Source organism: Mycolicibacterium arenosum (genome assembly GCF_024320865.1).
Taxonomy (GTDB): domain Bacteria; phylum Actinomycetota; class Actinomycetes; order Mycobacteriales; family Mycobacteriaceae; genus Mycobacterium; species Mycobacterium arenosum.
Genome location: NZ_JANDBD010000002.1, coordinates 315,610 through 330,939, shown reverse-complemented (window position 1 = coordinate 330,939; position 15,330 = coordinate 315,610). Strand labels below are relative to the sequence as shown.

Annotated in this window: 10 protein-coding genes; 3 read left to right on the top strand and 7 right to left on the bottom strand. The window is 67.5% G+C overall.

Annotated features, from left to right (window positions below; all coding sequences use genetic code 11):
* Positions 1-132: 132 nt before the first annotated feature.
* Positions 133-732 carry a hypothetical protein gene (locus NM203_RS05235; RefSeq protein ID WP_308212807.1) on the top strand — a complete coding sequence of 200 codons (600 nt, stop codon included), beginning with the start codon at positions 133-135 and terminating at the stop codon, positions 730-732.
* Positions 733-758: 26 nt separating this feature from the next.
* Here the strand turns inward: NM203_RS05235 and NM203_RS05230 are convergent, their stop codons facing one another.
* From NM203_RS05230 to NM203_RS05220, 3 genes are all read right to left on the bottom strand, one after another.
* Positions 759-1,907: a helix-turn-helix domain-containing protein gene (locus NM203_RS05230; RefSeq protein ID WP_255058636.1), complete on the bottom strand. Its 1,149-nt coding sequence runs from the start codon at positions 1,905-1,907 to the stop codon at positions 759-761.
* The gene (locus NM203_RS05225; RefSeq protein WP_255058635.1) at positions 1,904-3,088 is read right to left on the bottom strand and encodes an ATP-binding protein; all 1,185 of its coding nucleotides are present in this window, start codon (positions 3,086-3,088) and stop codon (positions 1,904-1,906) included. The genes NM203_RS05230 and NM203_RS05225 overlap by 4 nt, the downstream gene beginning before the upstream one ends.
* Before the next feature lie 108 nt (positions 3,089-3,196).
* The gene (locus NM203_RS05220; protein ID WP_255058634.1) at positions 3,197-6,457 is read right to left on the bottom strand and encodes a LuxR family transcriptional regulator; all 3,261 of its coding nucleotides are present in this window, start codon (positions 6,455-6,457) and stop codon (positions 3,197-3,199) included.
* An 864-nt stretch (positions 6,458-7,321) separates the two neighbouring features.
* On the opposite strand from NM203_RS05220, the gene NM203_RS05215 reads away from it, so the two are divergent.
* Both NM203_RS05215 and NM203_RS05210 read left to right on the top strand, forming a co-directional pair.
* Complete coding sequence (locus tag NM203_RS05215) at positions 7,322-8,713, top strand: class II 3-deoxy-7-phosphoheptulonate synthase (protein ID WP_255059118.1); 1,392 nt, start codon at positions 7,322-7,324, stop codon at positions 8,711-8,713.
* 1,886 nt (positions 8,714-10,599) lie between these two features.
* Positions 10,600-11,475 carry a prephenate dehydrogenase gene (locus NM203_RS05210; protein ID WP_255058633.1) on the top strand — a complete coding sequence of 292 codons (876 nt, stop codon included), beginning with the start codon at positions 10,600-10,602 and terminating at the stop codon, positions 11,473-11,475.
* Positions 11,476-11,515: 40 nt separating this feature from the next.
* On the opposite strand, the gene NM203_RS05205 is transcribed toward NM203_RS05210, so the two are convergent.
* The 4 genes from NM203_RS05205 to eccE all read right to left on the bottom strand — a co-directional run bounded on the left by NM203_RS05205 (position 11,516) and on the right by eccE (position 15,285).
* Positions 11,516-12,346, bottom strand: coding sequence for a helix-turn-helix domain-containing protein (locus tag NM203_RS05205; protein WP_255058632.1), 831 nt, complete (start codon positions 12,344-12,346; stop codon positions 11,516-11,518).
* Positions 12,347-12,461: 115 nt separating this feature from the next.
* The gene (locus NM203_RS33470; protein ID WP_408633306.1) at positions 12,462-12,632 is read right to left on the bottom strand and encodes a helix-turn-helix domain-containing protein; all 171 of its coding nucleotides are present in this window, start codon (positions 12,630-12,632) and stop codon (positions 12,462-12,464) included.
* Between the two features lie 93 nt (positions 12,633-12,725).
* Positions 12,726-13,460, bottom strand: a complete 735-nt coding sequence (locus tag NM203_RS05200; RefSeq protein WP_255058631.1) for a DUF5336 domain-containing protein — start codon at positions 13,458-13,460, stop codon at positions 12,726-12,728.
* 52 nt (positions 13,461-13,512) lie between these two features.
* Complete coding sequence (gene eccE / locus NM203_RS05195) at positions 13,513-15,285, bottom strand: type VII secretion protein EccE (protein ID WP_255058630.1); 1,773 nt, start codon at positions 15,283-15,285, stop codon at positions 13,513-13,515.
* Positions 15,286-15,330 lie beyond the last annotated feature (45 nt).

Here is a 15,330-nt window from a genome sequence, read left to right as displayed (position 1 = left end):
ACGCGGCGATCTGACTTCGCGCATGGCTTCGCACTCGACGCGGCGAGGCGCTAGCCTCATTCCTTGAGTCGGGACGACAGAGAGCACGGCAGAGATTTCATGACCCCTTCGCAGCGCGATAGCGCCACGACCTTGAGGTTCGTCACCGGTGTCGGTGCCGCCGCCGCGATCGCGCTCGGCGCGCTCCTGCAGGCGGGCACCGCTGCCGCCGAACCCGTGCTTCCGACGCCCGTCCCCGGCGAGCCCCTCCCGCCGGGGCAGCCGGTGATGATCCAGGACGTCGGGGGTGGCGACGCACCGCCCGCTCCCCCGCCGATGGGCGCGCCGCCGGTGCCGGAGATGGCGGCCGGGGACGCCAAGTACGGCTCCGGCAACGGCCCGCTGGGCTCGCTGCGCGACGCGTGGAATCAGGCCAAGGATCCCTTCAACATGGCGGAGAACCCCCAGGGCTTCGGCTCGGCTCCGCCGCCGGGAGCGGGCGCGCCGCCGCCGCTGCCGCCGGGGTACGTGTCGGTGAACGCACCGGGCTCCGAGACCATCGCCCCGCCGCAGGATCCGGCCCAGGGTCCGGCTCTGCCTCCCGGCTACTACTCGCTGTCGGGGCCTCCGCCGCCCGGATACTTCGACGCCCCCGCCGGAACGCCGATGGCGCCGCCAGCTGATCCGAACGCGCCGAAGCCCTACGTGCCGGTGGTGTCGCCTCCTCCGCCGCCGCTGATCCCGCAGCCGTAAGGCGGGTCGGCCTGCGGCGACTCGACTCAGGATGCTTCTGCAGGTTCGGAACCGCGCCAGCTCTGGTCCGTTGAGGCAGCGGCGCGACTGTCCATGAGCGCCCGAGTCATCGCGTCTGCAGGGAACCACAGCTCCACCCGCGGCGTCGCCACGGTGATCTGCTGCGGGATCCCGACCACAGTCTGCAAAGTGAAGAACGACAATCTGCCGTAGCAGGTGTCGAACCGCAAATGCAGCGACGGGTCACCGCGGTCAGGCTCACGGTCGCAGGGGACTACCCGGAAGCGTTCTCGTAACGACGCCTCGAACCGATCGACCCGCGTCCGCAGGCTCGGGTTGGTCAGCTGCTCCGTCCGCAATTGCCGCAAATACGCCTCGCCGACGTCCGCGGCATCCCGAACATGCGACAGAAGACCGCCCGAGTGAGTCAGGGCCGCGAGCATGTCCATTCCGCCGTCGGGGTCGGGCACATCGGCCCAGAGGTCGGGCATCACCACGGAGCACAACCACTGACCGCCCTGGTTCAGTCGCTGCATCGTCCAGTCTGCGTCGAAAACGAACGCCGGGTTGGGGTTATGGCGGCCGATCATCTCGACCAGCGACGCGCTGACAGATTTCGCCGCGTCGAGCTCGACCACGTGCCGAGGCGCGTAACCTCCGGCGAGCAAGCACATGTTGAGCTCGTGGTTGGACGCTCCGAGCGCTCGTGCGAGGTGGACGATCAGCTCCCTGCTGGCGCGGGCGCGGCCGGTTTCGACGAAGCTGAGGTGACGGGTAGACACGTCGCAGTCGACAGCGACGCGCAGTTGGCTCCAGCCCCGCCGCGCGCGCCAGCGGCGCAGGTGTTCGCCGACTCGCGCGTGAGTGTTCGTCGACTGGCCCCGTCGCGGCGCGGTGGCCACGGGCGCGGCCGTTGGAGAGGTCGTCGCTGACATCGTCGACCCCTCGCGCTCCCTAGGCGATTCGGCTGGCCGACGAGGGCGCGATGCGCTCGGTGGGACGGCATCGGCAATGCCGGCGGGCGGCGAGACGGCGGCGCAACGGGGGCAGAGTGCGTGCGGCGACCACGCGCGGTTCCGGAAGAAGTCGCCGCAGCGATCGCACAGTACCGTCTCCGGCCGACTCTCTCTGTCCTCGTGGATTTTTCCGCGGCGGACGGCGATCTCGTCATTCATGGCAGCGTCCAATCCTTTGTCACCGATGGGGCAACACTTCGTTTGCGAGAGTGGGCGCAACGACGCCACTGATTGGACCCGTCTGTCGAGACGACGCCCGGGGTGGCGGCGGTGAAGTGATCGCGATGTCGATTGCGCACCGCATCGGCCTCACCCGATTCACCGAGTTTGTCCACGCCGTACTGCCGCACGGTTTCCGGAATCTGGTATCGGACGGCGCTTTCGGCATGCTCCGCCGTTACGAGGAAGAACTCGACCAGTTGGCCGAGAAGCTCGTCGAGTCGGGCTCGCATCGGCTCGCCGCCACCTTCGACCGCCAGCGCGGCATCCATGTCGAACCCACCGATGAAGACCGCCAGCCGCCGCAGCACGGCTCGTTGCGGCTCAGTCAGAAGGGAGTGCGCCCAGTCCAGCGTCGTGTACAGAATCTGCTGACGCGACAGCGCCGTGCCCGAAGGTCCGGTGAGCAACCGGAACCGAACCTGCAGGCTTTCGACGATCTGCTGCAACTCCATGGTTCCCGCCCGAGCCGCCGCCAGTTCGATCGCCAGTGGGATGCCGTCGAGCCGCTGACATATCCAGTTCACCAGGACGGCGTCGTCGCCGGATACACCGACTTCTCGCCGCGCCCGGCTGGTGAACAGCTCGACCGCCTCGCCAGCCGGTGACAGGGGACACACCAGCCAGGTGACGGCGTTCGGGACGGCGGAGGGCTCCCTGCTCGTCGACATGATCGACAGCCGCGGGCAGACTCCGAGGAGTTCGACGACCATCTGGTCACACGCGTCGTAGAGGTGCTCGCAATTGTCGAGCAGCAAGAGAAACCTGCGGTCGCCGATGAACGTCCCAAGCGAACCTATCGCGGTGTCGTCCTGCAGATCGACAAGGCCCGGTCCCCGGGCGCCCGTGGCCGCTACGGCCCGCGGACTGCTCGCCAGCGCGAGATCGACGTAGCACACCGCGCCGCCGAACTTCTCGCTCAACGCCGCGGTCACCTCGAGTGCCAGCCGCGACTTGCCGACACCGGCGGCCCCGGTCAGGACGACGAAGCGGCTGTCGGTGACCAGCCGGCACAACTCCTCGGTTTCCGAGCTGCGCCCGACGAAGCTGGTCGACGGTCTCGGTGGACGCCGGGCCGCGACAAGCGGATTGCACCGCCGGTCCGCTCGCTCACCACCCATGGCATCAACATTCGCCGACCAGGGACGCCAGAACATCGGCGATACCGCGTATATGCAGACCGCCACCCCGCGTACTCCGACACCTGACGGCCTTGGCGCCGCCGCGGCTCAGGTGTGGCGCGCGGCTTCTTGAGCGAGCTGCACACGCGAGCTCAAGCCCAGCTTCGCGTACACGTGGGTCAGATGGGTCTGCACCGTACGCGGCGAGACGAACAACCGCGCTGCTATCTCCTTGGTTGCCAACCCTTCACTGACCAGGCCGACGACGTCGCGCTCGGTGGGTGTTAGCGAATCCCAGCCCGTGGTGGGCCGCTTGCGCTCACCACGGCCCCGCCGCGCATACGCAACGGCTTCATTGACGGACACGTCAGCAGCCTGCGACCAGACGCGGTCGAATTCATCAGAGCCCAGCGCGTTTCGGGCATCGCGCACCCCGGCTTCGTGGTCGGCGTCGTACACCTTGAACCGCACCACGCCGAGACCGCTGCGGATGCCCTGTGCCGCAGCGAAGAGCCGGACGGCCACCTGATGGCTGTCGGATTTCACGGCGAGCCCGGCGAGGATCTCGAGGATATCGGGAATGACCAGAACAGCGCCGACGTCCGCGGCGCACGTCAAGGCGTCGCGGGCATCTCGTTCGGCCTGCTCGACGCCGTCCTGTGCGCATGCGACCCGAGCGCGCGTCGTGAGCGCCAGCGCCCGGTGCCATCCGCCCAGAGTTGCCCTGACGTCTTGATCCGCCCACGTCCGAGCGGCCTCGAGATCGCCCACCGCCAAGGCGAGTGCGGCGAAGCGCCAGAGCATCGCCGCCGGGTAGGCGGGCTGGGCGGGTATGTGCCGCCGGGCCGCGGCTGCTGCGGCCTCGGCGGCCGCGACGTCGCCGGCGGCCAGTTCTGCCGCGATCATCGCCATGTGGCCGAGTCCGATGTAGAAACCGCCCCCCGATCGGACGCCGGTGTCGATGGCCGCGACCGCCTCATCCCGTGCGGCGTCCGGCCTGCCGCGGTAGGCCTGCAGGAAAGCCAAATTGATGCGGCCCACGAACACGTTGACCGCATCGGCTGCCGCTTCCGCATCGGCCGTCAGCTCGCGCAGCTCCGCTTCTGCGGCAGGCAGCGCGCCCTCGACCATTTGCGAGACCCCGACACCCCAGAGGCGGCACTGTCGCATCACGAAGTCGTTTCCGATCGCGAGCGCGAGGTCGTACCCCTCCTCGCCGGCCGTCCGAGCCGCGACCGGATCACCGGCGACGAACGCCGAGTACGCCTGCCAGCCGAGTAACTGGCTGAGGCGCCACCGATCACCCAGCGAACGGGCGAGCGAAATCGCCTCGGTGAAGTACGGCCGCGCGGCGTGCCCGTGGACAGCGGAGGTGGCGGCGCAGGCCGTGAGCACGTGACCCACGAGAACCGGGTCGTCAAGGTCCCGCGCGATCTTCAATGCGTGTTCGGCCTGCGGCAGGCTGTCGGCGGTCACCCAACCGCTGTCCAGTACGGCCTTGTCGGCTAGCGCCCGCGCGTGCACTGCGGGCGCAAGCCCGAGGTCGCCACCCTTCTCGTTGCTGAGGATCACGTGAAACCAGCTGCGTCCCTCCACCATCAACCCGCGCATCAGCCAGTACGGCTGCAATGCCGATACCAGGCACAGAGCCGTTTCGGGGTCTGCGCATTGGCGGCTCCACGCGAAAGCCGCTCGCAGATTGTCGATCTCGGCCTCGATCCAGTCGAGCCGCTCGTCTCCTACCTGCGCACCCGAATTGTCCAGCGCGATCACCGTCGACGTGTAGTGGTCTCGGTGGCGGCGGCGCAGCTGGTCGGCCTCACCCGACTCGCCCAGCTTCTGCAACGCGTATTGCCTCATGGTTTCCAGCAGGCGGTATCGGGTTCGGCCGTCAGCGTTCTCGGCGACCACAAGCGACTTGTCCACCAGCAGCGTCAACTGGTCGAGCACCCCGATGCGCTCAACGTCGCCACCGGCGCACACCGCTTGTGCTGCATCGCGGTCGAATCCACCCATGAACACGGCGAGTCGGCGGAACAGCGTCCGCTCGGATGTCGTCAGCAGACCGTGCGACCATTCGACGGAAGCACGCAGCGTCTGCTGCCGGGGTGTCGCGGTGCGCGCTCCGCCGGTCAGCAGCCGGAAGCGATCGTGCAGGCCGTCCAGGATCTCGGTCAGCGACAGCACACGCACCCGCGCCGCAGCCAACTCGATTGCCAGAGGCATGCCGTCCAGACGGCGGCAGATCTCGCCGATGACCGCCAAATCCTGCGCATCCGCGACGAAATCAGGTCGTACGTGCCGCGCTCGGTCATCGAACAGTTCGATCGCCTCGTCGGCCAGCGACAGCGAGGGCACGCGCCAGATGACCTCTCCGGGTGCGCCAATCGGCTCACGACTTGTCGTCATGACCTTCGCCGCCGAGGACGCACTGAGCAGGGCCTCTGCGACGCATGCGCTGGCGTCGAGCAGGTGCTCGCAGTTGTCGAGGACCATCAGCAGCTGCCGACCCGACGCGAACCGCAATACGGTGTCCATCGTGGAACTGGCGGTCTGATCCTTCAGCCCGAGAGCGCGCGCCACCTCAACCGACACCACGTCGGAAGCGGTGAGCGGCGCGAGATCGACGTACCAGACGCCGTCGGCGAAGTCGTCGCTCAGTGTGGTCGCCACCTGAATCGCCAAGCGTGTCTTGCCAACACCGCCCGCGCCGGTCAGGGTGAGCAAGCGGTTCTCCGCCAGCAGTCGACGCACCTCACACATGGAGGCAGCGCGGCCCACGAAGCGGGTCAGCTGCCGCCGGATGGTGCGCGGCAACTGCGCCGGTAGGGACTTGAGTGGCGCGAAGTCGATGGGTAGATCCGGATGACACAGTTGAACCACCCGTTCGGGCCGCGGCAGGCCCGCCAGGGCATGACTGCCCAGGTCGGTCAACCACGCGTCGGCCGGAAGCGAGTCGGCGACCAGCGGCTCAGTGGCGCCTGACAGTAGGGTCTGGCCGCCGTGCGCCACATCGCGTAACCGAGCCGCGCGGTTGATCGTCGGCCCGACGTACGTGGCGCCGTCGCGCAGGCGCACCTCACCGGTGTGCAGTCCGATCCGCAGCCGGATCGGCGTCAACTGCGCGCGCTGCAGATCCAGCGCACAGGCCACGGCATCCCTCGGGCACTCGAACGCGGCCGCGAAGCCGTCGTCGGCGCCCTGCTGGGGCGGGCGGACACCCCCGTGCGCGTCGACCGCCTCCGAGACGGTCGAGTTCAGGGCGGCGTTAGCGGCAGCCATGTCATCGGGCCGGCTCTCCCACAATTGCGCTGCGCCCTCGACGTCTGCCATCAGCAGCGTCACTATCCCCGTCGGCAGCAAGCTCATACCCAACCCGCTCTGCCGCGCAGGAAGCCGACCTGTGCGACCGTCACAGCGATAAATCGACTCGTACTCGGGGCCTACCGACCGCCGAACAAGAGAACATCCTATGTGGAGTTGCCGTCGCATGGCACGGTTAATTCAGTGATGGCTGCCAGTGAACGGCAACGCTCTCTCGGTTGACGGTCACGTTAGTTTGCTTTCCTCAAGCTGGACGGTATGTACGGCATTTCGGCTCTGCACCTTCGGTTTAATTGCACGCGTCGCTGAAGCCACGTACTGGAGACTGGGCGCGGATATCGGTATCGGCTGGCGCGCGCCGCGCATGCAGCCGTCGGCGGAAGTGGCAAAGATTTGCAGCTTGGCGAGAACTGCATGTCGAGGTAGTTCGACTTGGCTTGCCCGAGAATGTCTTTGATGGATGTGCATGCGATCAATTCCGCTTTTCGCTTGTGCCACAGCGCTGTTCGACATATCGCGATCCGGCGTTACGATCCCCACGCTGACGCGGTTACACGCGGGCGGATCGGCATGGAGTGCTTTGAGCAATGACCAACTTGGTAATGGTCAACGCGGGCATTGGAGTTCACTATCGCACCGGCGCAGTGGGGGTCGATCCCGGAACGTCGATTCCATTGCCATTCTCGGCGTTCGGCCGACGGGGAGCGCGTAGGAAGCTGCTTACCCATCAGGTAATCGACTCCGATTCCGAGGCCCCAATACGTTCATGCTATGAGCGTCGAGGTGCCAGCGGACCTGCGCACCAATCAAAGTCGTCACGTCACTGCACCGCGATCCGATCCCCGATCGATCCCCGCTGCCAGCCGGAGCCTGCGCCAATCGGCCAGATCGGTTGTCGAACAATATGATCTGTCGAGTGCTGAGGTCGATGCGCCCATCGGCCAGCCGCCCTCGTTGCCATCGCTGCCCAAGGATCTGCAGCACCGGTTGGATGCGGCCTTGGCTCGCCCGGCGGTCCAGCAGCCCAGCTGGGATCCCGAAGCGGCCCGCACCATGCGCACGGTACTCGAGAACGTCCCGCCGGTGACGGTGCCCGCCGAGATCGAGCGACTCAAGGGTTTGCTGGCCGATGTGGCGCGCGGCGAGGCGTTCCTGCTGCAGGGCGGCGACTGCGCCGAGACGTTCTCCGATAACACCGAAGCGCACATCCGGGCCAACATCCGCACGCTGCTGCAGATGGCGGTGGTGCTGACCTACGGGGCGAGCATGCCGGTGGTCAAGGTGGCCCGCATCGCGGGGCAGTACGCCAAGCCGCGCTCGGCCGACATCGACGCGCGGGGTCTACGGTCCTATCGCGGGGACATGGTCAACGGGTTCGCCGCGGACCCGACGGCGCGTGAACACGATCCATCGCGGCTGGTGCGCGCTTACGCCAACGCCAGCGCGGCGATGAACCTGGTGCGAGCGTTCACCGCGTCGGGGTTGGCGTCGCTGCACGCCGTGCGCGACTGGAATCGCGAGTTCGTGCGCACCTCCCCGGCTGGTGCGCGCTATGAGGCGCTGGCCGGTGAGATCGACCGCGCCCTGACGTTCATGAGCGCCTGCGGCGTCGCTGATCGCAACCTACAGACCGCCGAGATCTACGCCAGCCACGAGGCACTGGTGCTCGACTACGAGCGGGCGATGCTGCGGCTCGCCGATGACGCCTCGGGCGTGCCGTCGCTCTACGATTTGTCGGCGCACTACGTGTGGATCGGGGAGCGCACCCGCCAGATCGATGGGGCGCACATCGCGTTCGCCGCGGCGATCGCCAACCCAGTCGGGGTCAAGCTCGGCCCGATGACGCCCCCGGAGCTGGCGGTCGAGTACGTCGAGCGCCTCGACCCCGACAATGTGCCCGGCAGGCTCACGCTTGTTACCCGCATGGGCAACGACAAGGTGCGCGAGCTTCTGCCGCCGATTATCGAGAAGGTGCAGGCCACCGGCCACCAGGTCATCTGGCAGTGCGACCCGATGCACGGCAACACCCACGAGTCCTCCACGGGTTACAAGACCCGTCACTTCGACCGGATCGTCGACGAGGTGCAGGGCTTCTTCGAGGTGCACCGCGCGCTGGGCACTCACCCCGGCGGCATTCACCTCGAGATCACCGGCGAGAACGTCACCGAATGCCTGGGCGGTGCCCAGAACATCTCCGACTCCGACCTCAGCGGGCGCTACGAGACCGCCTGCGACCCACGGCTGAACACACAGCAGAGCCTGGAACTGGCGTTCGTCGTCGCCGGAATGCTGCGCCGTTGAGTCTCGCGCCAAGCAAGGAAGAAAGTGAGTTGTACTCAGGCGGATTGTCGACCTCGGTCTCCGCGCAGCGAGAATCGGATGCGCCACGCCGACCACAGAGGCAGCGGCCAAAGTCAGTGAGCCGATTATCCACAACGGGGTAAGGACCTTAAGGGCCACCAACGAGGACTTCTACATGACGACTGACAATGAGTGAACGGTGAGCGAATCGGTAACGCAATGCGGTTGTCGGTCAACCCCGTGGGCGTTCTCGTTGGGCGCGTGGACGATTCATCGCATGCTCGGGAAGGGCTCGTCGTCAGCCCGTCGGCAGGACGAAATCGCCGACATCGTGCTCTGCCCCTGCAGCTCCATCGTTCCCATCGCCCTCCTTACGCTGTCGCCATCAAGAACTCACGCAGTGCGTAGGCAGTATCGACCCACTCGAACTTTTCAGCCCATCCAGCGGTTGCTCGAGGGACCATGATGCGGACCACGACGCGAGTCGGCCGCCTCGTCGTGGGCCGCCGCAGTGAAGCGACAGGGATCGGCCTTCACCACAGCCCTTTTCGAGCTCTGCTGGATCTCATGCGTACCGCACTCGCCCGGTGCCATCACACCGAGCCTGTGACGAGCGGTTCGCTCCGCCCGTCGACGAACGGAGCCTAATCGTCAATCTCGTCGACGCGGTGTTGAGGCTGACTGTCGCGCGCACTCTCAATGACGTTGATGGCGACCCCCAATGCTGTTCGCAACTCGTTACCGGGCGGGTAATCGACGTCGATCCGTCGCACAGCGAGTATCGATGTGTGCGCGAGCAGGCCCCGGAATCAGACCCGCACGCTGTACAAGGCGGGTCTGCGGACCGCTCGGCCGAGATGCACGAGTTCGACTGCACATTCGGACCGTTGCGATTGCGGTTCACCGTCCGGACCCGTCCGCCCTTCACCATCGGAAGCGGGACCCTGACCGTATCGGCAGCTTTGAGCCGGTGGCGATCGGGACCGACGCCGGCGACGCCGATCCCTGCCGAAAGTGTCTCCGCGAGCATCCGTCTGCCGACTGGTTTGGCGACGAATCCGGTCGGCACGGCGCCCCAGCTGCTGTGGCTATGGCTGCGAGGGCTTTTCGGCCCGCTCACCGCTGTCACGGTCGCATTGAGAGGCGTGGCGCTCGCCGCCACCGATGCCCTGTGGCCGCGATGACCTCGGTGCGCAACTCACGACGAGGTGGCCCAGACGCTCGGAGCCAAGGACGACGGTTCGTCGGTGCCCCTGCGATTGACCCAGCTGCACCCCACTTACAGGGTCGGCATAATTCAAGGCCATACCGGCGATGGTGACCGCGATAGCGGCCGCCCCAGGAACGCGATCCAAGGCACGGCGGCCCGGTGGTCCGGGGGCAGGAACTGACGCCGCGCGAGCGCGAGGTGCTCCAAATCATACCGATGAACTCCGGAACGTGGCGGGCTCGCCGAACTCACCACCGCCGATGAACCTGACGGCACAAACGGCTTTTCAGCCGACGGCACCGATCACGGTGCGGCGCAGCGTCGCCCTGGTTGCGGCACCCCGACGGCATCACACATCCAAATGAAAACAGTGACAACGGTTTCGCCTCGGTTGGAGTCGGGAAATCCTCCCGTATTGCATCGACGCCCGATATTCGTCCCCAAATCATTTCTGCTGCAACACGTTTGCTTTGCATCAGCGAGGAGGGCGCTTGCTCCAGTCGTCGGCAGCAAACCAGCGACCACGTCCGCGCCGAATTTCGTTATCGACGAACGCCGCCACGAAGTTGATTGCGCGCCCGCTTCGTTACCTACTCGGTAATTGATCCGACCCAGATAATGAAGACATTGTCGATCCGATTCGACGGTTGAGCGTCAGCGAGCCAAAGGACAGATCATGACAGAATCCGACATCGGGCGCAGTGACGCCGAATCCGCAGCCCTCGACAGCGTCGCAGTGATCGGCACCGGGATGATGGGCACCTCCGTCGCGCTGTCCCTGCGGGCGCGCGGTCTGCAGGTTTACCTGCGGGACCAGGATCCTGCGGCCGCCGCAGTCGCCGCAGCCAGGGGCGCGGGCACAACGGAGGATCCGCCGGGGCCGGTCGACGTGGCGGTGATCGCGGTGCCACCCGGTGAGATCGCGCTCGTGCTGGCCGAATGCCAGGCCGCCGGACTGGCGCGGGTGTTCACCGACGTCGGCAGCGTCAAGGCCGCGCCAGTGGCCGCCGCCGAGGCCTACGGCTGCGACCTCTCCAACTACGTCGGGGGCCATCCGATGGCGGGAAGTGAGCGATCGGGTCCGATGGCGGCCTCACCGACGTTGTTCCTGGACCGCACGTGGGTGCTGACCCCACTGTCGGAGACCACTCCCGCGGCGATCGAAACAGTGGTGGAACTCGTCGAACTGACCGGTGCCGAACCGGTGATGATGACACCCGCTGATCATGACCGCGCGGTCGCCAGGGCGTCGCACGTGCCCCACCTGGTGGCCGCGGCGCTCGCGGCGACGCTCGACGACGCCGACGACGCGGTGCTGCGGCTCTGTGACTCCGACATCCTGGACATCACCCGGGTCGCCGCCGGCGACGCGAAGATGTGGTCCGACGTCCTCTCGCTCAATGCCACCGATGTCGCCAAAGTGCTGTCCGAGGTCGCGGCCGATCTCGCCGAAGCGGCCGCCGCAGTGGCTGGCGATTGGACGCAACTGACAACCCTGCTGCGGCGCGGCAACAGCGGGCGGGCGTTGCTGACGGGTGCCCTTTTCTACTGACCAATTCAGTTGGGGCACGGCGCCGACGAACGGCCGATGCTCAGGCCGACGCGCGCGCCATCACCTGACGAGTGTGCTGATCGGCGGGGAACCACATCTCCACTCTGGGCGTGGCGACGGTGACCTGCTGCGGCATCCCGATGACGCTTTGCACGGTGAAGAACGACACCGGCCCGTGCACAGTGTCGAAGTCCAGGTGCAGGGTTGGGTCGTCACGGTCCCCCTCCTCGTCCGCGTCGAACGCCGGATAGCGGCGTAGCAGCGAGGCCTCGAACGCGTCGACGCGCGCTTGCAGGTCGGGATTGGTCAACTGCTCCATCCGCAACTGGCGCAACAGTGCCCAGCCGGTGCAAGCGGCGTTTCGCATCTGAGAGAGCAGGCCGTCGCTGCGTGTCAGCGCGTCCAACATGTCAACCCCGACGCGCGGGTCGGCCACGGCGCTCCAGAGGTCGGGCATCAACACCGAGCACAACCACTGGCCGCCGGCATTCACCCGCACCGTCATCCAGTCGGGGCTGAAGACGAACGCCGGGTAGGGGTTGTGACGGTCGATCATCTCCACGAGGGCGTCGGATACGGCATGCAGGTCGCCTGCGAGTTCCACCATGTGCCGCGGAGCGAATCCACCGGCCAGCAGGCAGACGTTGAGTTCCTCGTTGGTCGCCCCCAGCGAGCGGGCAAGGTAGACGATCAACTCCCGACTGGGCCGCGCGCGACCGGTCTCGACAAAACTGAGGTGACGCGTCGAGACGTTGCAGTCGTGGGCGACGCGCATCTGGCTCAACCCCACACGGTTGCGCCACCGTCGTAGATGCTCGCCAACGCCTGCTTCGGACGGCACCGACACGGCGCTCGACGACTCGGTCGTCACGACGATCCTTTCGGTGCCACGGTGAATTGCGCTGTCGCCAGCGGATACGGACTGTATACGACTGGTCCGACAGGTACCGGACCTGACCGACAAGGCGACGTGCAGGGTCGCCCAGTCACTGGGGCCCGGCGTCGATGTAGGCCATCGCCGACGCGAGTTGCAAGATCAACTCGCTGCGCGGTTGCGCTCTTCCCGTCTCGACGTAAGTCAGGTGGGCCGTCGAGACACCGCACTCAGCCGCCGCGCGCGACTGACTCCGGTCCCGCAGCAGTCGCCAACCGCGCAACTGCTCCCCGACGCTGCCTCCGCTTCCCGGTGGGAGCTCTCGGTGTGGCTCGCCCGGCAAGCTCGGCCTCCTGCCGAATCGTGCACGGAAACGTCAGGACTGGGGCCGAATAGGCAGCACCGAGTTGTCGACGCTCTGGGACACACGGCTCACCGGTTCGGAGGTCGTCTGTGCGCGCGGGACGCCCTGAGCCGGCGCACCTTGGGCCGTCGGCGTCGCGGCGGTGGCGGCTTCGCCATTCCAGTAATGCGCGGACTCGGCGTAGCGCGCAGCCACATCGCCGGCGTGCACCGCGGCGTCGCCGTCCGCCGTCGCGGTCTCCGCCGCCGTTTCGGGCGTTGTCGGCGGCTGCGGATACTGGCCGTAACCGTGCTCAGCCGCCGCGGCGTAGTACGCGTAATACGCGTAGGGATCGGCGGCGACCGGCGCTTGATCGCCCGTCGTCGATTCGCCGGCCACGAGCGCAATCGCCGCGGCGACGGTTTGAAGAGCGGCCAGGACGACGATCACCACGACCGCCCAGTCCGACAATGCAGCACCTATATATCGCGACAACGCGTCGAGGAAGCCGACAGCCGCCAGACAGACCATCACCGCGAGCGGGGCCCGCCTGCCAGGTGCCAGGCTGACCGCGGCAGCGATGCCGGCCAGCAGGGCGAACCGCACCGCCCAGTCGGCGCCGATCGACGTGACCGGGGAATTGAAGCTGAGCAGGTAAATCGCGAGTCCGAACACCGCGACGGCACCGGCGAGATACCTGCCGATCAGAATCCCGCCCTCGTCCCGCGTCGGCGCCCGCCGGCCGACGTCCTCGTACCAGTACGTCATCGCCACTCCTGCTCGCGCGCCGCGGCCGCTCCCATCACTGATACAGACTGTATCACTGATGGTGGGCACCCGTCGATACCCGCGTCCGGGAGACGGACGTCGGCGCAGGCCGCCCGGCGCGGTTCGCCGGCGCCCCGAACTCGGTGGCGGCCAGCGACGCCTGCAGATAATCCAGCTCGTCGTCGGTCGCGACCATCGTCACCACCGACGATCCCGCGTGGGTGCTGACCCGCACGGTGTCACGGCGCGGGTCGAGCAACTGCAACGCCACATCGCAGGTGTCCGACGGCGGGACGGCCGGGGGCTGCACGACCACGACCGTCACCCCAACTCGGATCGCCTGCTCGGCGACGCCGTCGAAGATCTCCATCGACAGGTTGCGTTCCGAGCCCGCCTGGATCGCGCCGCGCCGCAACTCGTCGACCCAGAGCATGTCCTGGTCGCCGACCCGCTCGACCATCGCGTGCCACTGCGCCGGGCGCTCGGTGTGCACCCGCACGCGCGCTCCGAGCGCCAGCGAGCGCAGCACCACCTGCTGCGCGAGGTGCAGTGTGCCGGATATCTCGACCCTGGCGACATGGCGCCCGAACAGCGGCACCGCCACCGCCCGGCCGTCGGCGTCGGCGCCGATCACCTGCCCGCAGCCGGCCGCGGGCAGTGCCAGGTTCGCGAACGGCGAATCCCCGCGCCCGAATGCCCACCGCTGCACCGGGTGGTTCGGCGGCGGCAGCGGCAGACTTGCCGTCAATGCCGAGAACTGTTGTCCGACAAGAGGGTCGAGGTCACCGAGTGCGACGTCGCGTGATCCACGAGTGTCGAATCGGGCCAGCCCTCGGATCTGCACCGCGTCCCCGGCGTCGTCCGGCCGCAGCGACACCGTCAGCGTGGTCGAGTAGCTCGGAACCGTCCACAGCCCGGCCAATCCCTCGGTGGTCAGCAGCGCGGGCGGCAACAGGTAGCTGCGCAGCTGGAACCGCCCGGCGCTGCACGTCGCCCAGTTCTCGGTGACGTTGCGCAGCCCCAGGCCGTCGGACAGCTGGTTGACGGCGTGCCCGATCTCGACCGAGGTGAGGATCCTGGGCCGCAGCCCGGCCTCGACTAGCCTGCTGGCGACCCGGCGGGTGGCCGTAGCCGCCGCGCGCAGAATCCCATCGCGCCCGCCCCCGCGTCGCCGTACCGCGTTCGCACACCGGGACGGGTCGAACCGGACGACGATCCAGACGGTGCGCTCGGCGATGGCCGGAAGCGGTCCCAGGACTGCGTCGTAGACAGCCGCGATCCGGCTGCCGCCGTGCGAGCGGGCGCCGTGGCTGATGACGTCCACCGACGCCAGGCTGACGTCGTACTGCCGCAGGCAGTCAGCCACCAGCTGGACCGGGACCGTTTCGCCCGACACCGTGACGCCGGGTTCGAGGATCGTGATGGCCTGCGGGTTCGCTTCGATGCGCAGCATCGACAACAGGGTCTCGCCGTCCCAGCGGAACCCGACCTTCTCGCCGTCGCCACCGTCGGCATCGAACGGCTCGGCGATGTCGCTAGCCGTACCGTTGTCGCGCAATCGTTTTCGGCGATCACAGGCGAACTTCAGCCACAACGCCAGCCATTTCGGCAACGTCCCGCCGCGCACGCGCGCCACAATCGCCGCCGCGACGGCCAGACCCATGGCCCCGCCCTGCCAGCCCTGCAGCCGCAGCGCTTCGGCGGCCGTCAGTCCCGCGAGCACCAGCACCTGGGTCAATACGACGTGCCCGACGGGCAGCATCCGTTGGACGAGGATGTCGGCGGTGACGACCGGCGGACCGGGGTCGACTTCGTGACGAGACACTGGGCGTCCTTGCTTGGGCGGCGGCCGGTGGGACCTTGATACACT